The sequence below is a fragment of the Stenotrophomonas sp. SI-NJAU-1 genome, assembly GCF_020883215.1.
GTDB lineage: Bacteria > Pseudomonadota > Gammaproteobacteria > Xanthomonadales > Xanthomonadaceae > Stenotrophomonas > Stenotrophomonas indicatrix.
In genome coordinates, this window is the sequence record NZ_CP086598.1 from 1,363,716 (window position 1) to 1,387,274 (window position 23,559).

Annotated in this window: 21 protein-coding genes; 7 read left to right on the forward strand and 14 right to left on the reverse strand. The window is 66.6% G+C overall.

Translation table 11 applies throughout. The annotated features are described in order from the left end of the window. Positions 1-181 precede the first annotated feature (181 nt). Entirely contained in the window at positions 182-2,014 is a 1,833-nt protein-coding gene (gene smrA / locus LMF57_RS06305) for a multidrug efflux ABC transporter SmrA (RefSeq protein ID WP_208082528.1), read from the forward strand. A gap of 121 nt (positions 2,015-2,135) precedes the next feature. Here the strand turns inward: smrA and LMF57_RS06310 are convergent, their stop codons facing one another. Then, complete coding sequence (locus tag LMF57_RS06310; protein ID WP_229291107.1) at positions 2,136-3,944, reverse strand: DUF885 domain-containing protein; 1,809 nt, start codon at positions 3,942-3,944, stop codon at positions 2,136-2,138. A gap of 112 nt (positions 3,945-4,056) precedes the next feature. Between LMF57_RS06310 and LMF57_RS06315 the strand changes: the two genes are divergently transcribed. Together LMF57_RS06315 and LMF57_RS06320 are read left to right on the forward strand one after the other, a co-directional pair. Continuing rightward, on the forward strand, positions 4,057-4,413 hold the full coding sequence (locus tag LMF57_RS06315) for a GFA family protein (protein WP_025877700.1): 357 nt from the start codon (positions 4,057-4,059) through the stop codon (positions 4,411-4,413). Beyond that, positions 4,410-5,213, forward strand: a complete 804-nt coding sequence (locus tag LMF57_RS06320; RefSeq protein ID WP_229291108.1) for a DUF4349 domain-containing protein — start codon at positions 4,410-4,412, stop codon at positions 5,211-5,213. Before LMF57_RS06315 ends, LMF57_RS06320 begins: the two co-directional genes overlap by 4 nt. A 119-nt stretch (positions 5,214-5,332) precedes the next feature. On the opposite strand, the gene LMF57_RS06325 is transcribed toward LMF57_RS06320, so the two are convergent. Continuing rightward, positions 5,333-5,626 (reverse strand): hypothetical protein, encoded by a 294-nt coding sequence (locus tag LMF57_RS06325; RefSeq protein WP_025877698.1) that lies wholly within the window; start codon positions 5,624-5,626, stop codon positions 5,333-5,335. A gap of 69 nt (positions 5,627-5,695) precedes the next feature. After that, positions 5,696-6,640 (reverse strand): LysR substrate-binding domain-containing protein, encoded by a 945-nt coding sequence (locus LMF57_RS06330; RefSeq protein ID WP_117309888.1) that lies wholly within the window; start codon positions 6,638-6,640, stop codon positions 5,696-5,698. A gap of 116 nt (positions 6,641-6,756) precedes the next feature. On the opposite strand from LMF57_RS06330, the gene LMF57_RS06335 reads away from it, so the two are divergent. After that, a complete protein-coding gene (locus LMF57_RS06335; protein ID WP_025877696.1) occupies positions 6,757-7,629 on the forward strand; it encodes a DMT family transporter in 873 nt (290 codons plus the stop codon). A 592-nt stretch (positions 7,630-8,221) separates the two neighbouring features. On the opposite strand, the gene LMF57_RS06340 is transcribed toward LMF57_RS06335, so the two are convergent. Further along, positions 8,222-9,124 (reverse strand): peptidylprolyl isomerase, encoded by a 903-nt coding sequence (locus LMF57_RS06340; RefSeq protein WP_229291109.1) that lies wholly within the window; start codon positions 9,122-9,124, stop codon positions 8,222-8,224. Between the two features lie 136 nt (positions 9,125-9,260). Here LMF57_RS06340 and LMF57_RS06345 point away from each other — a divergent pair, with 136 nt between their 5' ends. Both LMF57_RS06345 and LMF57_RS06350 read left to right on the forward strand, forming a co-directional pair. Further along, entirely contained in the window at positions 9,261-9,626 is a 366-nt protein-coding gene (locus LMF57_RS06345) for a PadR family transcriptional regulator (RefSeq protein WP_089239815.1), read from the forward strand. Next, complete coding sequence (locus LMF57_RS06350) at positions 9,623-10,612, forward strand: sensor domain-containing protein (protein WP_033830707.1); 990 nt, start codon at positions 9,623-9,625, stop codon at positions 10,610-10,612. Before LMF57_RS06345 ends, LMF57_RS06350 begins: the two co-directional genes overlap by 4 nt. A 135-nt stretch (positions 10,613-10,747) precedes the next feature. On the opposite strand, the gene phaZ is transcribed toward LMF57_RS06350, so the two are convergent. After that, the gene (gene phaZ / locus LMF57_RS06355; RefSeq protein WP_117309890.1) at positions 10,748-12,055 is read right to left on the reverse strand and encodes a polyhydroxyalkanoate depolymerase; all 1,308 of its coding nucleotides are present in this window, start codon (positions 12,053-12,055) and stop codon (positions 10,748-10,750) included. 86 nt (positions 12,056-12,141) lie between these two features. Further along, positions 12,142-12,738 (reverse strand): class I SAM-dependent methyltransferase, encoded by a 597-nt coding sequence (locus tag LMF57_RS06360; protein WP_132825551.1) that lies wholly within the window; start codon positions 12,736-12,738, stop codon positions 12,142-12,144. A 142-nt stretch (positions 12,739-12,880) separates the two neighbouring features. On the opposite strand from LMF57_RS06360, the gene LMF57_RS06365 reads away from it, so the two are divergent. Continuing rightward, the gene (locus LMF57_RS06365; RefSeq protein ID WP_099844244.1) at positions 12,881-13,336 is read left to right on the forward strand and encodes a CopD family protein; all 456 of its coding nucleotides are present in this window, start codon (positions 12,881-12,883) and stop codon (positions 13,334-13,336) included. A 167-nt stretch (positions 13,337-13,503) separates the two neighbouring features. On the opposite strand, the gene LMF57_RS06370 is transcribed toward LMF57_RS06365, so the two are convergent. From LMF57_RS06370 to lpxD, 8 genes are all read right to left on the reverse strand, one after another. Further along, the gene (locus LMF57_RS06370) at positions 13,504-14,463 is read right to left on the reverse strand and encodes an acetyl-CoA carboxylase carboxyltransferase subunit alpha (RefSeq protein ID WP_208082245.1); all 960 of its coding nucleotides are present in this window, start codon (positions 14,461-14,463) and stop codon (positions 13,504-13,506) included. A 129-nt stretch (positions 14,464-14,592) separates the two neighbouring features. After that, positions 14,593-15,456: a hypothetical protein gene (locus LMF57_RS06375; RefSeq protein WP_229291110.1), complete on the reverse strand. Its 864-nt coding sequence runs from the start codon at positions 15,454-15,456 to the stop codon at positions 14,593-14,595. 58 nt (positions 15,457-15,514) lie between these two features. Further along, entirely contained in the window at positions 15,515-19,093 is a 3,579-nt protein-coding gene (gene dnaE / locus LMF57_RS06380; RefSeq protein ID WP_229291111.1) for a DNA polymerase III subunit alpha, read from the reverse strand. Positions 19,094-19,308: 215 nt separating this feature from the next. After that, a complete protein-coding gene (locus LMF57_RS06385) occupies positions 19,309-19,974 on the reverse strand; it encodes a ribonuclease HII (RefSeq protein WP_208082247.1) in 666 nt (221 codons plus the stop codon). Continuing rightward, complete coding sequence (gene lpxB, locus LMF57_RS06390) at positions 19,971-21,173, reverse strand: lipid-A-disaccharide synthase (RefSeq protein ID WP_229291366.1); 1,203 nt, start codon at positions 21,171-21,173, stop codon at positions 19,971-19,973. Before lpxB ends, LMF57_RS06385 begins: the two co-directional genes overlap by 4 nt. Before the next feature lie 53 nt (positions 21,174-21,226). Further along, entirely contained in the window at positions 21,227-22,018 is a 792-nt protein-coding gene (lpxA, locus tag LMF57_RS06395; RefSeq protein ID WP_117309896.1) for an acyl-ACP--UDP-N-acetylglucosamine O-acyltransferase, read from the reverse strand. A gap of 19 nt (positions 22,019-22,037) precedes the next feature. Continuing rightward, the gene (fabZ, locus tag LMF57_RS06400) at positions 22,038-22,493 is read right to left on the reverse strand and encodes a 3-hydroxyacyl-ACP dehydratase FabZ (RefSeq protein WP_229291112.1); all 456 of its coding nucleotides are present in this window, start codon (positions 22,491-22,493) and stop codon (positions 22,038-22,040) included. Next, positions 22,490-23,512 (reverse strand): UDP-3-O-(3-hydroxymyristoyl)glucosamine N-acyltransferase, encoded by a 1,023-nt coding sequence (lpxD, locus tag LMF57_RS06405; protein WP_117309898.1) that lies wholly within the window; start codon positions 23,510-23,512, stop codon positions 22,490-22,492. Before lpxD ends, fabZ begins: the two co-directional genes overlap by 4 nt. Positions 23,513-23,559 lie beyond the last annotated feature (47 nt).

Consider the following 23,559-nt stretch of genomic DNA (forward strand, 5'->3'; position numbering starts at 1 on the left):
GCGGCGCTACCGTTTGGCCGAGCGGACGGGTAGCGCCGGACCACGGCCGGCGAGCGCGTAGCGCGGTTGCAGGCGATCCGCCGGGCATGGCCCGGCGCTACCCGGAACCGGTGGTGATCGTCGGCCGGCGTACACACGCGGCGTGGGATACTCCGTCGGCTATCGATGGCGAGGGAATGCGATGTTCCGTTGGTTTGAATCCCTGATTCCGGTGTTTCCGCCCATTGACGGGCGCATGCCGCCGCGCACCGTGGTGCCGTTCTACCTGCACTACCTGCGGCCGGTGTGGCCGGTGCTGCTGGCCACCCTGGTCGCCGGCCTGCTGCTGGCGCTGGTGGAAGTGGCGATGTTCGATTTCCTCGGTCGCATCGTCGACATGGTTGCCGAGCAGCCCGGCGCGGACTTCTTCCGGCGCCATGCCGATACGCTCGGCTGGATGCTGTTCATCACTGTCATCGCGCGCCCGATCCTGGTCGGCCTGCACAACCTGCTGGTCAACCAGGCCATCGTGCCGGGGCTGAGCAATCGATCGCGCTGGCTGATGCACAACTACGTGGTGCGGCAGAGCCTGAGCTTCTTCCAGAACGACTTCGCCGGCAGCATGGCCAACCGGGTGATGCAGACCGGCACCTCGCTGCGCGAGTCGGCGGTGCAGATGGTCGATTCGCTGTGGTACATCGTGGTCTATACCGGCACCGCGCTGTACCTGTTCGCGCAGGCCGACTGGCGGTTGATGGTGCCGCTGATCCTGTGGCTGCTGGCCTACGTGGTGATCATGATCTACTTCGTGCCGCGCGCGAAGGAGCGGGCCTGGATCGCCTCGGAGGCGCGCTCCAAGGCGATGGGACGCATCGTCGATGGCTACACCAACATTCCCACGCTGAAGCTGTTCGCCCACGGCGGCCGCGAGCAGGCCTATGTCGCCGATTCGATCCAGGAGCTGGCGGTCAAGCACCGCGCGCAGACCCGGATCACCACCGGCATGGACCTGACCATCGCCATCGTCAATGGTTTCCTCATCGCCGGCACCTGTGGCCTGGCACTGTGGCTGTGGAACGGCGGGCACATCACCGTCGGCGCGATCACCCTGGCAACCGGCCTGGTGATCCGCATCCACAACATGTCCGGCTGGATCATGTGGACCATCAACGGCATCTTCGAAGACATCGGTACCGTGCAGGATGGCATCACCACCATCGCCCAGCCGCTGACCGTGCAGGACCGCGAGGATGCGGTGCCGCTGCAGGTGACTCGTGGCGGTGTGCACTTCCAGGATGTCCATTTCCATTACGGCAAGAAGGGCGGCGTGATTGCCGGCCTGGACCTGGTGGTGAAGCCGGGCGAGAAGATCGGCCTGGTCGGCCCCTCCGGTGCCGGCAAGTCGACGCTGGTGAACGTACTGCTGCGGCTGTATGACCTGGAAAGCGGTCGTATCCTGATCGATGATCAGGACATCGCCTGCGTCACCCAGGAAAGCCTGCGCCAGCAGATCGGCGTGGTCACCCAGGACACCTCGCTGCTGCACCGTTCGATCCGCGACAACCTGCTGTACGGCCGTCCCGATGCGACCGACGCGCAGCTGCGCGCGGCCGTGGCCAAGGCGCGCGCGGAGGCCTTCATCGACACGCTGGTCGACGGCGAAGGGCGTCGTGGCTACGACGCGCATGTCGGCGAGCGCGGGGTGAAGCTGTCCGGTGGCCAGCGCCAGCGCATCGCCATTGCCCGTGTGCTGCTGAAGGACGCTCCGATCCTGGTGCTGGACGAGGCGACCTCGGCACTGGACTCGGAAGTGGAAGCGGCCATCCAGGACAACCTGGACGAACTGATGGGCGGCAAGACGGTGATCGCGATCGCCCATCGCCTGTCGACCATCGCGCGCATGGACCGGCTGGTGGTGATGGATCAGGGCCGGATCGTCGAGACCGGCAGCCATGCCGAGCTGATCGAGGCCGGTGGACTGTACGCGCGCTTGTGGGCACGGCAGACCGGTGGTTTTGTCGCCGCGGAGCAATGACCAACGCCGCACGGTGGATGCGCAACAGTAGATCCACGCCATGCGTGGATGCTGTGCCACACGGATAAAGAAACGGCCCGGGTTTCCCCGGGCCGTTTTCATTCAACTCACACCCGATCCCTCACTCGATCGGCTGGTCCAGCATCAGCTGGCGTGCGAAGCGCACCGGCGGTGCGCCGTAGGACAGCATCTGGTCGTGGTAGGCCTTCAGGTTGAACTTGTCACCCAGCTTGTCCTGCATCGCCTTGCGGGTGTCGAAGTGTTCCTGCGCACCGACGAAGTAGGTCGGCAGCTGAGCCGAGGTCAGCTGCGCGCGCACCCACTTGCCCGAGGCTTCGCTTTCCTGCTGGAAGGCGTCGTGGGTCATCAGGTGCATCGCCTTCTCGCGATCCCAGTTGTCCACGTGCACACCCTGGTCGAGGATCGCGTTGGAAATCGTGCGCAGGTAGAACTTCAGCTGCACCAGGTGGAACAGCGGGTCGTTGTTGAGGTACCCCTGCTCCTGCATCATGCGCTCGGTGTAGACCGCCCAGCCTTCGGCGAACAGGCCCGAGCGCAGCACCGCGCGCAGGGTGGAGGGGAACTTGGCCGAATGCCAGCCTTCCAGATAGTGGCCCGGGGTGCCCTCGTGGATGCTGAGCAAGTGGATCATGCGCGAGTTGTATTCGCGCAGGAACGAATCAACCTGCTTGTCGTTCCAGTCGTCCGGAATCGGCGAAACCGCGTAGAAGGTCTTGAGGTTCTTGTCCAGCGGGCCCGGCGAATCGCAGTAGGCCACGGCCACGCCACGCTGGAATTCCGGCATCAGGATGATGTCCACCGGCGCGTCGGGCAGGGTCATCAGGTCGTGCTCGCGGACGAACGCAGTGGACTGCTCCAGTGCGGCCTTGGCGTCGTCGACCACCTTGTCGCGCGCCGGCCTGTCAGCGTAGGCCAGCTCCAGCGCGGCCTCGATCGCCTTCTGCTGCTGTTCGTCGGTCGGCTGCGCCGGCATTTCCGGTGCGCCCGGCTTGTCCTTCAGCACGGTCTGCGCGATGCCGTACATGTCCTCGCGCACGCGCTTGAGTTCGGCGCGTGCACGCTCACCGATCTCCTGCCGCGACAGCGAGGAATTCAGCGCGAACTTGAGCTTCTGGTCGTACTTTTCCGCACCGATGCGGAAGTCACCCCTGGCGTTCGGCACCAGGGTCTTGTCCAGCCAGGTCTGCTGTTCGTCCACTGCCTTCTTCAGGCCGTCGATGGCGGCCTGCAGGCGCTGCTGGTCGGCCTGCGGCAGCTCGCCGATGTGCGGGGTGATGAAGGTATCGACGATGCTGAGGATGCCCTTGTTCTGCTTGGCCACGGTCTCGGCATGGATCTTCGGCACGCGTGCCGGATCCAGGTTTTCGCGGGCCTGGGCGAAGATCGCCGGCAGTTTCTCCATGCGCGCGGTGGCGGCCTTCAGGCGCTCGGGCAGCGGCGCGAACTCGCGTGCCATCAGGCCGTAGATCGCGCTGCCGGCAACGCCGTTGTACAGCTGCGGATCCCACTTGCCGGACTGCATGACCTCGGCATTCCAGATTTCCGACTGCAGCTGGTTGCGCAGGATCGCTGCATCCACCTGGTTTTCGCGGCCCAGCTTGGCCACCTCGATCTTGTCCAGCTCGCCCAGCAGGCCCTTGTAGGCGTCCACAGTCTTCTGCTGGCCGGCCGCGCTCAGGTCGTCGATCTCGCTGTCATAGCGGTGGTCGCCGATCTGGGTGGCGCTGACCGGGGACAGCTGCATCCAGGTATCCAGGGCACGCTTGGACAGGTCGGCGAAGGCGGCGTCGACCGCCGCATTTCCGGCCTGTTGGCTGGCGGCCGGGGTGGAACCGTTGGTCGGGGCATCGGCCGGCTGGCAACCGGCGAGGGCGGCGACGAGGGCGAGGGCAAGAAGATGCGGGCGCATCGGCATTCCTGTACGGGGTCAATCCTCGAGCATAGGCCCCCGGGGCTGCTTTGTCCCCGTGCCATAGGATTACCATGGGCGCATACAAGGACTCTCCAGCGGAGCGCGGGACATGGAATACCAGGGAAGCTGCCATTGCGGCAGGATCGCATTCACCGTGCAGGCCGACGCCCCCATCAAGGACGTCATCGACTGCAACTGCTCGATGTGCCGCCGCCGCGGCAGCCTGCTCTGGTTCGCCCCGCGCGAGGCGTTCCAGCTGGGCACGGATATCGCCGACGTGGCGACCTACCAGTTCAACACCCATAACATCGATCACCATCACTGCCGCGAGTGCGGCACCGCGCCGTACAGCGAGGCGGTGGATCCGCGCAGCGGCCTGCCGATGGTGGCGATCAACGTGCGCTGCCTGCCACAGGTGGAGCTGGGTGGATTGTCGATCACCGCGTTCGACGGAGCCTCGCGATGACGGCGCCTCGCGTGTGGACGCGCGTGGTTATCGTGCCGACATTGCTGCTGGCGCTGGCGGCCTGTGCCAAAAACGGTGAGCGAGCGCAGGAGGCCGGCGCAGTCGCTGCCGATGCCGCTGTCGCTTCGCCGGAAGGCGCTTTCCTGGCCTACGAGCACGATGTGCAGGTGCAGCTGGAAGCAGCGCAGATCGCCCCGCGCATCCAGCAGGTCGCGCAGGCGTGCCAGAACGCGAAGTTCGGTGAGTGCGCGGTGCTGCAGGTGGATCAGCGCAGTGGCGAACAGCCCAGTGGCGAAGTCAAGGTACGCATCGCGCCGAAGGGCGTGGAATCGCTGATCGGCCTGGCCGGCGAGGGCGGCAAGCTGCAGGCGCGCAACACGCGTGCCGAGGACCTGGCCCAGCAGGTGGCCGACACCGCGCTGACCAAGGCACGGCTGGAGAAGGAGCACGCGCGGCTGCTGTCCTACCAGGACCGCGGCGATCTGAAGATCGAGGATCTGATGGCGATCACCACGCGCCTGTCGGAGATCGAGGCGGGTGTGGAGCAGGCCAACAAGGACGCCGCCCAGCAGCGCAGGCGCATCGATACCCAGCTGGTGACCATGCACTTCGACACGACGTCCGGCCAGCGCAGCCGCAGCGAGATCGGCGAAGCGTTGAGCGAGTCGGGCAGCATTCTCAGCGCCAGCGTGGCATTTTTGATCCGTGCCGCCGCCGCGTTGTTGCCGGTAGCGGTGCTGGCTTTGATCGCGGCCTGGGGTGTGCGGGCGTGGTGGCGTCGCCGACGCCGCAAGCCCTGATCGAACCGCGCCGCGTATTCGCCGGGCATGGCCCGGCGCTACCGGAACAGACGGCGCATGGCCGGCGTTACCGTGGTGCCTCGAGCATCGGGTAGCGCCGGGCCATGCCAGGCGGACGCTCAGCCTTCGTCGGTCTCGTATTCGACGAACACATCCAGTTCCAGCGCCAGTTCCTGCACCGCATCGCGGACCTTCTGCGCGGTGCTTTCGTTGCCCACTTCCACTTCCAGTTCGTGGGTGCCCGGGCCGATGTCGTCGGAAAGGCCGGCCGAGCTGGAATCATCGTCATCCATGTGCGGCATCAGGTCGTCGGTCTCTTCGACGTGTTCGATGCCTTCCAGGCCGAGCAGCAGGTCGCTGATCGCGCGGGCATCATCTTCGGTTCCGGTAATTCGCAGTCGCAGCAGGGCCATGGCGGAAGCACGTTGTGGGGTTCGCCTGCAGCCTAGCCAGCGCTGGGCAAAGATCGGGTGAGGGCGCAGTCAGCCGGGTGTGGTGGGGCGGCCCAGCAGACTGTCCGGCAACGCCGGCACCGGCGTGCGCTCATCCGCTGCCTGGCCCAGCAGCCAGTCGATGAACAGCCGTGCGGCGGGGCTTGGCGGTCGCCCTTCGGCATGCACCACGTAATAGGCATAGCGTGCCTTCAGTGCAGGGCCGGGCAGGCGTACCAGCTCATAGCGCTGCAGGTACGGCTGGGCGACGTGGGTGCGCGCCAGCACCGCGCCCATGCCGTACACCGCCGCGCGCATCGCATCGGTACTGTCGGCAAAAGTGTGCATTGCCGGCAGCGGTGACGGCGGACGCACGCCGGCATGGCGGAACCAATCGCGCCAGCCCTGTGGTGACAGATCGCTCAGCAGCGGCAGTTCGGCGATGCGTGCCGGGTCCTGCAGCGCTTCGACTCCCGGCAGCGCGGGGGACGCGACGGGAAACAGGTTGTCGTCCATCAGGTGCTGCGCGTGCAGTCCGGGCCATTGGCCCAGTCCGTAGCGGATGCCGACCTCCGGGCCGTTCTCATCGTAACGGTCCAGGCCACTGCCGGTGTGCAGCTCGATGCGGATGTGTGGATGGGCCTGGGTGAAACGCGGTAGCCGTGGCAGCAGCCAGCAGTACGACAGCGAGCGCAGCGTCGCGATCCGCAGCGGCACGCTGTCCGCGTCCGGCTGCAGATGGTGGGCGACGGCGGCGACATCGGTGAACGCCGCGCTGGCGGCATCGGCCAACTGCCGGCCTTCGGCGGTCAGGCGTACCCCGCGTGCATGGCGCAGGAACAGGCGCGTGGCCAGCACCTCTTCCAGGCGTCGCACATGGTGGCTGACCGCGCTGGCGGTCAGATGCAGTTCCTGCGCGGCCTGGGCGAAGTTCTGATGGCGCGCAGCGACCGCGAAAACGGCCAGGGCGGGAAGCAGGGAAGGGCGTAGCAGCATGTCCAGCCTCAAACCATATTTGTGGCTGGCAGCGATACTACGCGCTTGTGCAGCGGGCGTCTGCGGCTGATCCTGTGTGGCCGGAACAGCGCCACGATGAGCAACGGACACAGCACATGAATGCGATACCCCAAGCGACCGAGCGTGATTGGCGCACACCGCTGGAATTGACCCTGCTCGGCGCGATCTGGGGCTGCTCGTTCCTGTTCATGCGGGTGGCGGTGCCTTCATTCGGGCCGTTCGCCCTGGTCGAGGTACGGCTGGTGCTGGGCGCCCTGGTGCTGCTGCCGTTCCTGTGGCGCGCACGCGCGCAGTTCCCACCGCGCCGCTGGCTGTGGTTGGCGCCGATCGGCCTGGTCAATTCGGCGTTGCCGTTCGTGCTGTTCGCTTACGCCGCAGAGCGTGCGCCGGCTGCGATCGGTGCGATCTGCAATGCGATGACGGTGCTGTTTGCCGCACTGATCGCCTTCCTGTTCTTCGGCGAGAAGATCGGGGTGCGGCGTGCCGGCGCGCTGCTGGTGGGTTTTGCCGGCGTGGTGGTGCTGGCCACGGCCAAGATCTCGGGGCTGAGCATCGGCACGGCCGTACTGGCCGGTGCCGCAGCCTCGCTGCTGTACGGACTGGGCGTGAACCTGGTGAAGCGGCACATGACCGGTCTGCCTTCGGCTGCTGCCGCCGCTGCCACGTTGTCGTGCGCCTCATTGTGGTTGTTGCCGATGGCGCTCACGCATCTGCCGCAGGGTCCGATTCCGGGCAAGGCCTGGGGCGCGGCGATCGCGCTGGGCGTGGTCTGCACCGGATTCGCCTTCCTGATGTTCTATCGCCTGATCGGCCGCATCGGACCGTCGCGTGCGTCAACGGTGACCTATCTGGTTCCGCTGTTCGGCGCTGCGTTCGCCTGGTTGTTCCTGGGCGAGCCGGTGACGCTGCAGATGCTGATTGCGGGTGCGTTGATTCTGGGTAGCGTGGCGGTGAGTCAGAAGGGCTGACGGCGCCGAGGCAGCGTCGTCCGACACACTGGTAGTGCCGGGCGCTGCCCGGCAGCCTTTTCCCGCGCCTGCGGGGAGGCGTCACTTTCTTTGCTCGTGCAAAGAAAGTAACCAAAGAAACACGCCGCCAGGTCGCAAGCCGGTGCTGCGCACCGGTGCCCTGCGCTCCTCGGCCCGCCGAGGGACGGCGCGGGAACTCGCTGCGCTCAGACACCCGCGCCTCTTCGCCCTCGCCGGACCTGCGGTGCTCGGCTCGCTCAAGGCGGACTGGAAAGTCAAGACCAACAGCAAGAGCATCCACGCATGGCGTGGATCTACTGGGTGCAGCTGCGGCCTTTGATCTGGGTCCGCCTTGAGCGAGCCGAGCATCGCAGGGGAATCAGGGGCGAAGAGGTGCCGATGTCTGAGCGCAGCGAGTTCGGCACCGCCCCCTGATTCACCGAGAAGCGCAGGGAACCGACGTGCGCAGCACGGCGGCTCGTGACCGGCGGAACGTTTCTTTTGGTTACTTTTCTTTGCGTACAAAGAAAAGTAACGCCCATGAACGATGAAGCACCTTCAGCACGCGCCACGCGCACAACCCGCGACGGCGTTACTTCACCGGCACCGGAATATTGCAGAGGTCGATATGCCCCGCCGGGCGCTTGTAGAAATCATCCACGCGATTGCGGCGCGCTTCCACGGTATCGGCGAAGGTCTTTGAATCGGTGCGCAGCACCTGGATCGGTGTGCGCTCGGCCGCGGGCACGTCACTGGCGCGGCGGATCGACACGATCGGTGTGCGCAGCTTCGGGTCGGTGTAGAAGCCCATCGGTGCCGGTCCACGCTGGATCGCGCTGAGCAGTTCCATGCCCTTCAGCACGCGGCCGACCAGGGTGATGTTGCGGTCCAGCTGGCGCGGCGACTGGCCGGTCACCACATACAGTTCGGCCCCGATGCTGCTGTCTTCCTCGTTGCTGCGGCCGGCACCGAGCATGCCGTAGCAATGCGCCAGCCAGGCCTTGCCGGCCTGCGAATCCTGGCCCACCGGGAAGCCGTCGACGAAGCCGGTCTGTGCTGCCCAGCCATCGCGGTCGGGCAGCACGCTCACCTTCAGGCCGGCGCTGGCGCGCTCGAACTCGGCCGGCAGCTTGCGCTGCGCGCTGCCGAACGGCTTGGCCTTGGCCGCATCATCGGCGTCGGCATCGCCGAACTGCACCACGAAGTTGTCCTGCGAGCGGTAGATGCTGGTGCCGTCCCAGAAGTGCTCGTGGGCGAAGGTCTGGATGTTGGCGACATGGCGTGGGGCGAACTGCGGCGCAAGCTCGATGATCACCCGGCCGGCAGGCAGGTCCATGTACAGCAGGTTGGCCGGGTCCGGCGTGCGCCAGTCGCTGGCCGCCGAGGCATCCAGGATCTGCTGCGGGCTGCGATAGGGCGTGGCTGCGCTGGCCATTGCGGGCAGCAGGCAGGCCAGGGCGAGGGCGGTCAGGGCAAGGCGTCGACGGTGCGGCATGGGATCCCCGGAACATGAACGAGGCTTCGATTCTGCGCGAGCCGCACGGCCACGCCAACCGACAGGATGACTAACGACACATTCGCTATACCGAACTTCGCACTACTGTGGACTTCAACGTAGTGGAGGGCCGGTCATGTCCGAGGACGATGTCCACCTGAAGAAGTTCCAGAAGGAGCTCAGCGCCGGAACCGTGTCGCTGGCCCTGCTGGCAGTGCTGGCCCGCGCAGGTGAGCCGCTGTACGGCTACCTGATCGCCAAGGAGCTGGAACGGGTGGGCGAGGGCGTGCTCAGTGGCAAGCAGAGCGCGCTGTACCCGGTGCTGCGCAACCTGGAGGGCGCCGGCCTGCTGGAGAGCCATGTGGAGCCGTCCAGCAGCGGGCCGCCGCGCCGCTACTACCGCATCAACGCGCGTGGCCGGGAGGTGCTGGAGCAATGGCGCCAGGCCTGGCGCGACACCCGTGATTCCGTCGATTCCGTGTTGGAGGGGATACCGCAATGAACGACCTGGACCTGGCAGGCAACCGTCTGCCCAGCACCATCCCGCAGTACCTGGCGCAGCTGCGTGCGGCGCTGGACGGTGCCGATCCGGCGATGGTGCAGGACGCCCTGTACGACGCCGAGGAATACCTGCGCTCGGAACTGGCGGCGCAACCCGGCCGCAGCGAAGCCGAGGTCATCGCCGACGTCGCCGGCAGCTACGGTGCACCGGACGAGGTGGCGGAGATCTATCGCGAAACCGAGCTCACGGTGAACCGCGCGCTGCGCACGCCGCGGGCCGACACTGGCCCGGTGCTGCGTGCAGCGGCCGAGGCCAGCGGTGCGGCACCGGCGGCGCAGCCGGCAGCACCCGTGCAACGCTCGCTGCTGGCACGCTTCTTCGGCGTGGTGACCGACCCGCACACCTATGGCGCGCTGTTCTACATGCTGTTGTCGCTGGCCACCGGCATCTTCTTCTTCACCTGGGTGGTCACCGGCCTGTCGCTGTCGCTGGGCCTGCTGATCCTGATCATCGGTGTTCCGCTGACGGTGCTGTTCTTCGGCTCGGTGCGTGGGCTTGCGTTGCTGGAAGGGCGGCTGGTTGAAGCGCTGCTGGGTGAGCGCATGCCGCGCCGGCCGCAGTACACCGACCGCAGCCGCAGCTGGCTGCAGCGTATCGGCGACATGTTCACCGATGGCCGCACCTGGCTGACCCTGCTGTACTTCGTGCTGATGCTGCCGCTGGGCATCATCTACTTCACCATCGCGGTGACCCTGCTGTCGCTGTCGCTGGGCTTGATCTGGGCACCGGTGGCGGCGATCTTCAGCGGCGACATCCCCGGCATCTACATCAACGACGTGAACGTACTGCCCATGGCGGCCTCGCCGCTGGTGGCGATCGTGGTTGCAGCGGTAGGTGTGTTGCTGCTGCTGCTGACGATGCACCTGGCACGCGGCATCGGCAAGCTGCACGGCATGCTGGCCAAGAACCTGCTGGTGCGCTTATAAGCGGGATCCCACGCTGCGGTAGGTGCCAACCTTGGTTGGCACGAACCATCAGGTGTCAGCACGCTTGAAAGAGCGCCAACCAAGGTTGGCATCTACCAGAAGCGCCAACCAAGGTTGGCATCTACCAGGGACGTGCTACCCCGCCCTGCGCCGCAGCGGGGTGACGTTGCTCTTCTTCTTCGTGGCCTTCGCTGCCGGGGCTTCGGCATGCGCGGCGAAGAAGTCACGCACCTTCGGGTAGACCACTTCGCGCCAGCGACGGCCGCTGAAGATGCCGTAGTGGCCCGCACCTTCAACGATGAAATGCTCGCGACGGTCGGCCGCGATGCCGGTGCACAGCGCCTGCGCCGCTTCGGTCTGGCCGAGGCCGGCAATGTCGTCCAGTTCGCCTTCGATGCTCAGCAGCGCGGTATCTCGGATTGCCGATGGGTCGACCTTTTCGCCATTGACCACCCACTCGCCACGCGGCAGCAGGAAGTCCTGGAACACCACGGAGATGGTGTCCAGGTAGTACTTGGCCGGCATGTCCAGCACCGCGTTGTACTCGTCGTAGAAGCGACGGTGCGCGTCGGCATCCTCCAGGTCGCCCTTCACCAGGTCGGTGTAGAAATCCCAGTGCGAGCTGAAGTGGCGGCTGGGATTCATCGACAGGAAGCCGGCGTGCTGCAGGAAACCGGGATACACGCGGCGGCCGGCACCGGGATAACTGGCCGGTACGGTGTGGATGACGTTGTTCTCGAACCACGACAACGGGTTCTGCGTGGCCAGGTTGTTGACGGCGGTCGGGCTGCAGCGCGCATCGATCGGGCCACCCATCATCACCAGCGTGCGTGGCGTCGCTTCGCCACGGCTGGCCATCAATGAAACCGCGGCCAGCACCGGTACGGTCGGCTGGCAGACGCTGACCACGTGCAGGCGCTCCACGCCGAGATGGCGGATGAACTCCTGGATGTAGGCGATGTAGTCGTCCAGCCCGAACTCGCCCTCGCTGCCGGGCACCATGCGCGCGTCGACCCAGTCGGTCACATAGACGCGATGGTCGCGCAGCAGCGTGCGCACGGTGTCGCGCAGCAGCGTGGCGTGATGGCCCGACAACGGCGCCACCACCAGCACGAACGGCTGGTTGAGCATGGTGTGCAGCTGGTCGGCTTCATTGCTGTGGCGCTTGAAGCGCAGCAGCTTGCAGAACGGCTTGCTGAGTTCCTCGTGCACCACGATCGGCACGCGCTCGCCCTCGACCTCGATTTCGTTGATGCCCCATTCGGGCTTCTCGTAATCCTTGCCGATGCGATGGAACAGCTCATTGACCGCCGCCAGGCGATCAGCGCCGGGCATCTGCGACCACCAGTGTCCCTGGTTGGCGAAGAACTTGGCGTTGGCCTGGGCCTGGTGCACCCAGGGGGCGAGCAGGTTGCGGGTCAGTTCGTGCAGTTGATAGAGCATGCCGACCGAATATGTATGGTCTTATGTTGCCGCGCAGCATAGCGCATCCGACTGTCCCGGACGTTAAGCAGGCGCACTGCCCGTATTCAGCGGGCCGCCTGCTCCAGCGCAGTCGCTTCGGTGGCCAGCGCTGGCCCCAGCCAGAGGTGGGAACCCACTGCCTGCAGCCCCTGCCGAGCCAGCTCGCGCCGGTACCAGCGGGCCGGACGCGACTGGAAGCCGTCATGGTCGCCCTCGAATTCATCTTCGGCGGCAAAGGTCTCCAGGAAGGCCACCCCTGCGGTCAGCTCGGCCAGCCCGGCCAGGCCCGCGCGCAGTTCGCGGTTGGGCACGTAATGCATCACGTCCGAACAGATCAGCAGGTCGACTGGGGCGCAGGGGCGCAGCCAGGCGAAATCGCCAAAGCTGGCCAAGTGCAGGTTGCGGGTCCGGCCGTAGCGGCGCACAGCGTACTCGCTGCTGTCGAAACCGAGGTATTCGACCTTCGGACGCAGTTTCAGCAGCGGCGCGCGCCACGCCCCTTCGCCACAGCCGACGTCCAGCACGCTGCGGATCGGTCGTTCCAGGTAGTACTCGGCCGTCGCCACGGCGAGGGCGACCTTGCGCGCCAGGCGCGCGCTGCCGCCGATGTCGGCGTGCCGGTACCAGCGCTGGAAGTAGGCGGCGTCGTAGGTCTTGTCCATGGCGGTCCGGTGCAGTCGTGAAATCGGCGCCTATCGTACGGCGTTGCAGCACGTCATGCGTCGATGTGCCGCGCCAGCCACCCATGGGCTGGCTCTACTGCGACAATACGCGCACATCCACGCCAGCCGCCGGAGCGAGCGCATGCAGAGCTACTACTGGGTCAAGACCTTCCACATCGTGTTCGTGGTGGCGTGGATGGCCACGGTGTTCTACCTGCCGCGCATCCTGGTGAACCTGTCCGAGACGGCGGGGCAGCCGGCGGTGGTCGAGCGCCTGCAGCTGATGGGCATGCGCTTGTACCGCTTCGGCCATTCGATGTTCGGCCTGGCGTTCGTGCTCGGCCTGGTGCTGTGGCTGGGCTACAAGGTGATTCCGGATTTCCCGACCATGGTCGCCCCGGGTGGCGCAGGATGGCTGCACGCCAAGCTGGGCCTGGTGGTGGTGCTGCTGGCGTACTTCATCTGGATCGGGCGGCTGCTGAAGGGCGTGGCCAGGGGCAGGGCGCTGCCGTCGTCGCGCGCGCTGCGCTGGATCAACGAGATCCCGCTGCTGGCCTTCATCCCGATCGTCTGGCTGGTGCTGGCCAAGCCGTTCTGAGGGGGCGTCATTTGCTTCTGGTAGATCCACGCCATGCGTGGATGCCGCGCGAGGCACAAACAAAAAGAGCCGGGCATCTGCCCGGCTCTTTCGTTTCTGTAATCCCCTGCATGTTGCCGGCCAGCGGCCGGCACTACCAAGCTTGTCTAGCGGCTGGCAGCAGAGGCTCAGGCCGCTTCGTAAGTACCGTAGCTGCGCAGGCGCTTGTAGCGCTGGTCCAGCAGCTCTTCGGTGGACAGCGCATCGAGCGCGTCCAGCTCGTTCAGCAGCACGGCCTTCAGCCGCTTGGCCATCTGCGTCGGGTTGCGGTGGGCGCCGCCGGTCGGCTCGCGCACGACCTTGTCGACCAGGCCCAGGTCCTTCAGGCGCGGCGCGGTCAGGCCCAGCTGCTCGGCGGCATCCTTGGCCTTGCCGGCGTCCTTCCACAGGATCGAAGCACAGCCTTCCGGGGTGATGGTCGAGTACACCGCGTATTCCAGCATCACGGTGCGGTCGCCCACGCCCAGCGCCAGTGCGCCGCCCGAGCCGCCTTCACCGATCACGGTGCAGATGATCGGCACCTTCAGCTCGGCCATCTCGATCAGGTTGCGCGCGATCGCTTCGGACTGGCCGCGCGACTCGGCATCGATGCCCGGCCAGGCGCCGGCGGTGTCGATCAGGGTAAGCACCGGCAGGCCGAAACGCTCGGCCATCTTCATCAGGCGCAGGGCCTTGCGGTAGCCCTCAGGCTTGGGCATGCCGAAGTTGCGCTTGATCTTTTCCTTGGTGTCGCGGCCCTTCTGGTGGCCGATGACCATCACCGAACGGCCATTGATACGGGCCAGACCGCCCATGATCGCCTTGTCGTCGGCGAAGGCACGGTCGCCGGCCAGTTCCTGGAACTCATCGCAGATGATGCGGATGTAGTCGGCGGTGTACGGGCGCGACGGATGGCGGGCCAGCTGCAGCACCTGCCACGAGGTCAGGTTGCGGAAGATCTGTGCGGTACGCACGCGCAGCTTGTCCTGCAGCGCGTGCACTTCGGCCTCGACATTGACCGCCGGCCCGGCACTGGCGTTGCGCAGTTCCTGGATCTTGGCTTCCAGGTCGGCGATGGGTTGCTCGAAGTCGAGGTAGTTCGGATTCATCGGAAGCCGTCGTGTAAAGAAGAGGGGAATTCTAGCCGAATGCGCAGGAACGGCCCGTACGCCCTCGTCTGGAAGCCGACGGTAGCGCAGTGAGGACCGGCGGCGCCAGTCGGGCCGCCGGCCGCCGGTTCAGGGCAGGACCAGCGCGCTGCGGGCCATTTCGGTGCTGCGGATGGTCACGAAGTCGTTGTAGGCCTGGTTGGCCGCCACCGGCAGCTTCGCACCCAGCGTCATGGTGGCCTGGGTGAAGGCCATCTGTGCCTGGAAGTCTTCCTTGCGCAGGGCCTTCTGCTCGCTGGCCGTGGTGGCCTTCAGCCAGCGGGCATAGATGTCGCGCACCGCACCGGCATGGGCGTCGAAGGCCGGGTCCAGCGCGGGCAGCGCCGGCGCCGGTTCCAGCGTGTAGACCGGGGCCACGTAGCCGGCGGGCTGCTCACGCTTGTAGGCACCGGCCTCGCCCATGCTGGCCTCGATGTAGGTGATGAACTCCGGCGCGGTGAAGATCTTGGTGCTGATCCGGCCGCCGGTCGAGTCCACGTGCGCAACCACCTGCTCCTCGGGGAACGGCTCGCGCACGCCGAAGTTCCAGGTCTTGTCGATGAACAGGCCGTGGTGCTTTTCGAACGGTCCCTTGAACTCGACACCGCCCAGCTCGATGCCCAGGCCGCTGACACCGAAGTTCTTCAGCTTGTCCTCACCAGTCACATAGATCTCGCGCGCCGTCACGTACTCGCTGAGGCTGGGATTGATCAGGCCGCCGCGGCCGTCGGCGTAGACGATGAAGCGCACATCGCCCAGGCGGTCGGTATGCAGGTGATGCTCACCGGCAGCCAGGCTGATCGGTCGCGAAGCGTGCGCAGCCACCGGCAGGTCCTTGCCATCGATGCTGATCGCCAGCGGCGCATCGGTCGGGTTGTCGATCTCGAAATCGACCTTGGAGGAACAGCCGGCCAGCGCGAGCACGGCCATCATCGGCAACAGCAGGTATTTCATTGCGGGCAATCGTCCTTGACGTATGCGGCGGGAAAGCGGAAACGGGGTTGGGCCAGCCTCAGCTGGCCCATGGCGGGCTGTAGCGCACCTTCAGCGTGCGCACGGCCGGTTCGGCGCGCAGCGCCTCCATCAGCCTGGAATCGACGCGCACCGCGCTCTGCCCGGAAACATCGAGCATGCCGGCGATGCCGCCATCGGGTCCCTTCAGCAGCAGGTCCAGGCGCAGGGGCGTGCGGCCGGGGCGATGGCGGTCGAGCAGGGCGTCGATGCGCTCCCACACCGGCCGCTGATGGCGCAGGTCCAGCCGCAGCGACAGGCGCGTGGCGTAGTTCGCACAGACCTCGTCGAAGTCCCAGCACTGGCGGATGCGCAGTGCGAAGCCGCCATTGAATTCGTCTTCGCGCAGGCCGCCCTTGACCACCAGGATACGGTCCTTGGTCATCAGGTGGCCGAATTCGGCCATGGCATCGGAGAACGCGCTGCATTCGACGCGGCCACGGCCATCTTCCAGCTGGATGAAGATCTGGTTCTCGCCCTTGCGGCGCACGCCGACCACCTGGCCGGCAAGCACGGTCTGCACTTCCGGACGCCAGCGCTTCTCGCCCCCGCCACTGTTGCTGTTGGCGCTCCAGATCTTTTCCACCGAGCCGAGGTCGGTACCGACCAGATCGCGCACGTCGTCGCGCCATGGGTCGAACGGGTGGCCACTGAGGTAGAAGCCCAGCGTGTCGCGCTCGCCGTTGAGGCGCTGCAGCAACGGCCACTCGTCGGCTTGCGGCAGGTCCAGCTGGATCGTTGTCGCGCCCGGATCCGGACCGCCGAACAGCGAGTTCTGGCCGGACGCACGCTCGCGCGCCATCTGTTCGGTGGCCTTGATCACTTCCGGCAGCTGCAGCATCAGCGAGGCGCGGTTGTGGCCCAGCTCATCCAGCGCGCCGCAGTTGATCATCGCTTCCAGCGTGCGCCGGTTGAGCTTGGCCGAACCGATGCGGGTGCAGAAGTCGAGCAGGTCGGTGTAGTGGCCGCCGCGAAGGCGTTCCTCCACCACCGCTTCGCAGGCACCCTGGCCGACGCCCTTGATCGCTCCCAGGCCGTACTGGATGGTGTCCGGCGTGGCCGCTTCAAACATGAAGGCGGACTGGTTCACCTTCGGCGGCAGCACGGTCAGGCCGAGGTTGCGCACCTCGTCCAGGAAGCCGACCACCTTTTCGGTGTTGTCCATGTCCGAAGACAGCGTCGCGGCCATGAACTCGGCCGGGTAATGGCGCTTGAGCCAGGCCGTCTGGTAACTCACCAGGGCGTAGGCGGCGGCGTGCGACTTGTTGAAGCCGTAGCCGGCGAACTTCTCCATCAGGTCGAAGATCTCGTCGGCCTTGGGACCGTCGACACCGCCCTTGGCTGCACCCTCGCGGAAGATCTCGCGGTGCTTGGCCATTTCCGCCGGCACCTTCTTGCCCATCGCGCGGCGCAGCAGGTCGGCGCCGCCCAGCGAGTAGCCGCCGACGATCTGCGCCATCTGCATCACCTGCTCCTGGTACACCATGATGCCGTAGGTGTCGCGCAGGATGCGCTCGGTGCGCGGATCGGGGTACTCCACGTCTTCGCGCCCGTGCTTGCGGTCGACGAAGGAGGGAATCAGGTCCATCGGACCGGGGCGGTACAGCGACACCAGCGCGATCAGGTCTTCGAAACGGTCGGGCTTGGCGTCCTTCAGCAGGCGGCGCATGCCCGAGGATTCGAACTGGAACACCGCGCCGGTATTGCCCGAGGCGAAGATGTCCTTGTAGGTGGGCGCATCGTCCAGCGGCAGCTGGGTGATGTCCACCGGCGGAATGCCGGCGCGCTCGTGGCGCTTGTTGATCGCCTTCACCGCCCAGTCGATGATCGTCAGCGTGCGCAGGCCGAGGAAGTCGAACTTCACCAGGCCGACTTCTTCAACGTCGTTCTTGTCGAACTGGGTGACCGGATTCTTGCCACGGCCGTCTTCATCGTGTTCGGCGAACAGCGGGCAGAACTCGCTCAACGGCTCGGGCGCGATCACCACGCCACCGGCGTGCTTGCCGGCGTTGCGGGTGAGGTCTTCCAGCTGCCGTGCCAGGTCGATCAGGTCGCGGACATCGTCCTCGCTCTGGTAGCGCTGGATCAGCTCGGGCGAGGCCATCTCGTTGTCCTTGCCCTCACCCATCGCATCCTTCAGCGAGATGCCGAGGATGTTCGGGATCAGCTTGGCAACACCGTCGACCAGGCCGTAGGGGAAGCCGAGCACGCGGCCGGAGTCGCGCACCACCGCCTTGGCGGCCATGGTGCCGTAGGTGATGATCTGGCTGACCCGCTCGCGGCCATATTTGCGCGCGACGTAGTCGATGACTTCGTCGCGGCGGTCCATGCAGAAGTCGATGTCGAAGTCGGGCATCGACACGCGTTCGGGGTTGAGGAAGCGCTCGAACAGCAGGTTGTACGGCAGCGGGTCCAGATCGGTGATCTGCAGCGCCCATGCCACCAGCGAACCCGCACCCGAACCACGGCCCGGGCCGATCGGGATGCCCTGCGCCTTGCCCCACTGGATGAAGTCGGCCACGATCAGGAAGTAGCCGGGGAAGCCCATCTTGATGATGGTGTCCAGCTCGAACTCGAGGCGGTCGCTGTAATCCTGCGCCGTCATGCCGGGCGCGATGGGATTCTTTTCCAGGCGTGCGGCCAGGCCCTTGCGCGACTCGCTGCGGATCCAGCTGTCCAGCGTCTCCTCGTCGGGCACCGGATAGTCGGGCAGGAAGTAGGTGCCCAGACGCATCTCGATGTTGCAGCGCTCGGCCAGCGCCAGCGTGTTGTCGATCGCATCGGGGATGTCGGCAAACAGCGCGCACATCTCTTCGGCCGACTTCAGGTACTGCTGGTCGCTGTACTCGCGCGGGCGCTTGGGGTCATCCAGCACGCGGCCGGTGGAGATGCACACGCGTGCTTCGTGCGCGCTGAAATCGGACGGTGACAGGAAGCGTACGTCGTTGCTGGCGATCACCGGCAGGCCACGCTGGCCGGCGGCCACCAGCGCGAACTGGTTGAAGCTCTCTTCCCCGTCACGGCCGGTGCGGGTCAGCTCCAGGTGCAGGCCATCACCGAACACGCGCTGCCAGTCGGCCAGCTGCTGCTCGGCCAGATCGTGCTTGCCATCCAGGGCCAGGCGCCCGGCCAGGCTCTCACGGCCGGCAAGGGCGAACAGGTTGGCGTTACCGGCCTTCAGCCAGTCCGGATGCACCGCCACGCCGCCCTCGGCGCGGTGGCCTTCCATCCATGCCCGGGTCAGCAGCCGCGACAGGCTCAGATAGCCTTCGCGGTCGCGGCACAGCAGGGTCATCCGCCACGGGTCCTGGCCTTCCTCGGCGATCATCACGTCGGCGCCGGCGATGGGCTTGATGCCCACGCCTTCGGCGGCCTTGTAGAACTTGACCAGGGCGAACAGGTTGTTGAGGTCGGTCACCGCCAGCGCAGGCAGGCCCAGTTCGACCGAGCGCGACAGCAGGTTGGCCTGCTTGGCCTTCTTCGGGTCGGCCTGGTCCGGCTTTGCCGGCACACGGATGGTGGAGTCCGCCAGCGAGAACTCGGTGTGGACGTGGAGATGTACGAAGCGGGAGTTGGACATGCCGGACCAGGTTGGAGCGCGCAGGCCCCGGGTGCAGACGCGGGAATCGTCGCCGGGGTCGGGAAGCGCTGGAGTGCCCGGTCAGGGTAGCGAGGGCAGGGGGTTGCGACAAGGACTTGACGGTGCGCGATATCGCCGATGCCGCCGGGCATGGCACGGCGTTACCGGGGGCGTTCATGTTGCCGTGGTAGCGCCGGGGCATGCCCGGCGAACGTTCAGGCGATGGCGGCGGCCGCAGCCGTCGGCGCCTCCAGGCACTCGCGTACCGGGGCGAAGCTGCGCCGGTGCTCCGCGCACGGGCCGTGTTCACGCAGGGCGGCCAGATGCGCCGGGGTGCCGTAGCCCTTGTGCTGGTCGAAGCCGTACTGCGGGTGGCGTGCGTGCAGATCCAGCATGTAGCGGTCGCGCGAAACCTTGGCCAGGATCGAGGCCGCCATGATCGCGCGGTCGATGCCATCGCCGCCGACCAGCGCCTGTGCCGGCAGCACCAGCCCCTTGGGCACCACGTTGCCGTCGATGCGGGCGAAGCCGGCCACGTGGGCCACCGCCGCGACGACATCGCGCATGCCCTGCAGGGTGGCTTGATAGATGTTCAGGCGATCGATGGCTTCCACGTCCACCAGCACCACGTGCCAGGCCAGGGCGCGGTCGAGGATGCGGTCATGCAGCTGCTCGCGGCGGGCCGCGGTCAGCTGCTTGGAATCATCAAGGCCATTCAGGCGTGGCCGCTGCGGGTCGAACACCACCGCTGCCACCGCCACCGGGCCAGCCAGTGGTCCGCGGCCGGCTTCGTCGACACCGGCGATGCGGTGGCCGGGGTCGATCACCGCCGTGCCATCGAACAGGGCCAGGCTGGCGGCCGCAGCGTGACGGCGGCTCATGCCTTTTCCAGGCCGCGCACCAGCAGTTCGCCAACGGCATCGGCGGCGCGCGCCGATGCGTTGCGGCGCAGGCGTTCATGCAGGCGTGTGTAGGTGCCCTGCAGGTCAGCGATCCGCTGCGGGTGGTCGAACCACTGCTGGACGGCGGCGGCCAGTTTTTCCGGCGTGCAGTCATGCTGCATCAGCTCCGGCGCCAGGTCCTGGCCGGCCAGGATGTTGGGCAGGGCGAAGCGGTCGACCTTGATCAACCCCAGCGCCTTCACCAGGCGGTACGTCAGTTCGTTGACCCGGTAGCCGACCACCATCGGCCGCTTCACCAGCATCGCCTCCAGGGTGGCGGTGCCGGAGGCCAGCACCACCACGTCGGCGGCGATCATCGCGTTGCGCGCCTGGCCGTCCAGTACATGCGAATAGGCCACCGGCAGCGCCGAGCGTGACAGCTGCTCCTCGATCAGGCGCCGGCAGGCCGCGTTGGCCGCAGGGACCACCACGTGCAGGCCGGGAATACGCTCGGATACCTGCCAGGCGGCCTCGAAGAAGGCTTCGCCGAGCTTGGAGATCTCACCCAGGCGGCTGCCGGGAAGCACGGCCAGCACCTTGGCCGAGGCGGGCAGGCCGAGTTCGATCCGGGCTGCTTCACGGTCGACATGCAGCGGGATGTCATCGGCCATCGGATGGCCGACGAAGCGCGCGTCGACGCCATGCTTGGCGTAGATCGGCGGTTCCATCGGGAACAGGCACAGCACCAGGTCGGCGCTGTTGCCGATCTTCTCGGCACGCCTCTCGCGCCATGCCCATACCGAAGGGCTGACGTAGTGCACGGTGCGCACGCCACGCTGTTTCAGCCAGCGTTCGATACCCAGATTGAAGTCCGGCGCGTCGATACCGATGAACACATCCGGTTGCCACTCCAGCGCACGCTGGCGGAAGGCCGAACGCAGCTTGAGCAGGCGCGGCAGATGGCGCAGGACTTCGGTCAGGCCCATCACCGCCAGTTCGCTGGCATCGTGCCAGGTCTGGCAGCCGGCGCTGCGCATGGCATCGCCGCCGATGCCGGCGAATTCGGCATGCGGGAAGCGGGCCTTCAGTTCGCGCACCAAGCCTGCGCCGAGCAGGTCGCCGGAGGCTTCACCAGCGACCAGGGCGATCCGCAACGGGCGCCCGCTGAGCACCCGATGTGCAGGCACGCTGCCGGCCATCGAGGCCAGCGAAATCACCTCGGCGCCGGCCGGCGCCTGGCCGGTCGCGCTGCTCATCGCAGCAGGTGCCTCTCGGTATGTTCGATGAAGTCCAGCATCGACTTGACGTCGTCGCTGTCGCGCGCCTGCTCGGCCAGCTGTGCCTTGGCTTCGGCCAGCGGCAGGCCCGCCACGTACAGCGTGCGGTAGGCACGCTTGATGGCGGTGATGCGTTCGGGATCGAAGCCGCGACGCTTGAGGCCCTCGCTGTTGATGCCGCGCGGGCGGCCCAGCGAGTCGGTGCCGACCATGGTGAACGGGGGCACGTCGCCATTGGTCAGTGCGCCCATGCCGAGGAAGGCATGCGCACCGATGCGGCAGAACTGGTGCGCACCGGCAAAGCCGCTGATGATCACGTAGTCACCCACGGTCACGTGCCCGGCCAGCGTGGTGTTGTTGGAGAAGACGCAGAAGTTGCCGACGTGGCAATCGTGGGCCACGTGCGTATAGGCCAGCATCCAGTTGTCATCGCCGATGGTGGTGATGCCACCGCCGCCGCCAGTGCCCCGGTTGAGAGTGACGAACTCGCGGAACACGTTGCGGTCGCCGATCACCAGTTCGGTGCGTTCACCACCGAACTTCTTGTCCTGCGGTTCGCCGCCGACCGCGACATGGCCGATGAAACGGTTGTCGCGGCCGATCCGGGTCGGGCCATGGACGCTGCAATGCGGACCGACCTCGGTGCCGGCACCGATCTCGACGTCCGGCCCGATGATCGTGAACGCGCCCACGCGGACATCGTCGGCCAGGCGCGCCGACGGATCGATCACGGCAGTGGGGTGGATCAGGGGGGCGTTGTCGCTCATTTCGGGCCTCCAGCCAGGGTCATTCGCGGGTGCCGGCGCACAGCACCTCTGCGCAGGCGACGAGTTCGCCGTCGACCTTGGCCACACAGTCGTACACGGCCATGTTGCGGATCACGCGCTTGATCTCCACGTGCATCACCAGCACGTCACCGGGCACCACCTGCTTGGTGAAGCGGGCCTTGTCGACCTTGACCATGTAGAACAGCTTGGACTGCGCATCGCGGCCAAGCGTCAACTGGGTCAGCACGCCACCGGCCTGGGCCATGGCTTCGATGATCAGCACGCCGGGCATGATCGGCTGGCCCGGGAAGTGGCCCTGGAAGAACGGCTCGTTGATGCTGACGTTCTTGGTCGCGACGATCGTGCGCTTCTCGTAGTCGATCGACACCACCTTGTCCACCAGCAGGAACGGGTAGCGGTGCGGAAGCAGCGTCTGGATCTGCGCCATGTCCGGCAGGGTCTGGGTGTGGCTCATTCTTTCTCCTTGCTCACAGACAGGATGCGACGGGCCAGTGCATCGAGCTGCTTGAAGCGCGCGGCATTCTTGCGCCACGTGCGGTTGTCGGTCAGGGGCGTGCCGGAGGAATACTCGCCCGGCTCGGTGATGGAGTTGCGGACCACCGATTTGCCGGTGATCACGACCTTGTCGCAGATTTCGAGATGACCGACGACGCCGACGGCGCCGCCGAGCAGGCAGTAGCGGCCGATCTTGGCGCTGCCGGCAATGCCGGTGCAGCCGGCGATGGCCGAGTGGGCGCCGATCTGCACGTTGTGTGCGATCTGCACCAGGTTGTCCAGGCGGACGTCCTCGGCCAGCACGGTGTCTTCCAGCGCGCCACGGTCGACACAGGTGTTGGCGCCGATCTCGCAGTCGTCGCCGATGCGCACGCCGCCAAGCTGCGGCACCTTGATCCATTTGCCAGCGTCCATGGCCAGGCCGAAGCCATCGGCGCCCAGCACGGCGCCGGGATGGATGCGCACGCGCTTGCCCAGCTTGACGCGGGTGACCAGGGTGACGCGGGCGATCAGTTCGCAGCCGCTGTCGAGGGTGCAGTCTTCGCCGATGATGCTGCCGGCGCCGATGATGCAGTTCTCGCCGATGACGCTGCGTGCGCCGATGGTGACGAACGGGCCGATGTGGGCACTGGCGGCGACCTGTGCCTGCGGATCGATCACCGCGCTGGGATGGATGCCGGGCGGGCGGGTCGGGGCGATGTCGAACAGCGCGCCGATCTTGGCAAAGGTGGTGTAGGGGTCCTTGGCAACCAGCGCGGTGCCGGGAGCCGCATCGGCATCCTCGGCGCGCAGCACTACGATGCCGGCCTGGCTGTCTGCCAGCTGGGCGCGGTAGCGCGGATTGGCAAGGAAGGTCAGCTGGCCGGCACCGGCATGGGCGAGGGTGGCCACGCCATGGATGGCGGTGCCTGGGTCGCCATGGACCTGCAGGCCGAACTGATCGGCGAGTTGCTGGGCGGTGTAGGTAGGAGTATTCACGGCGGGAGTTTAACGTGTGACGCCATCGCGGTCATGCGGGAGCAAAA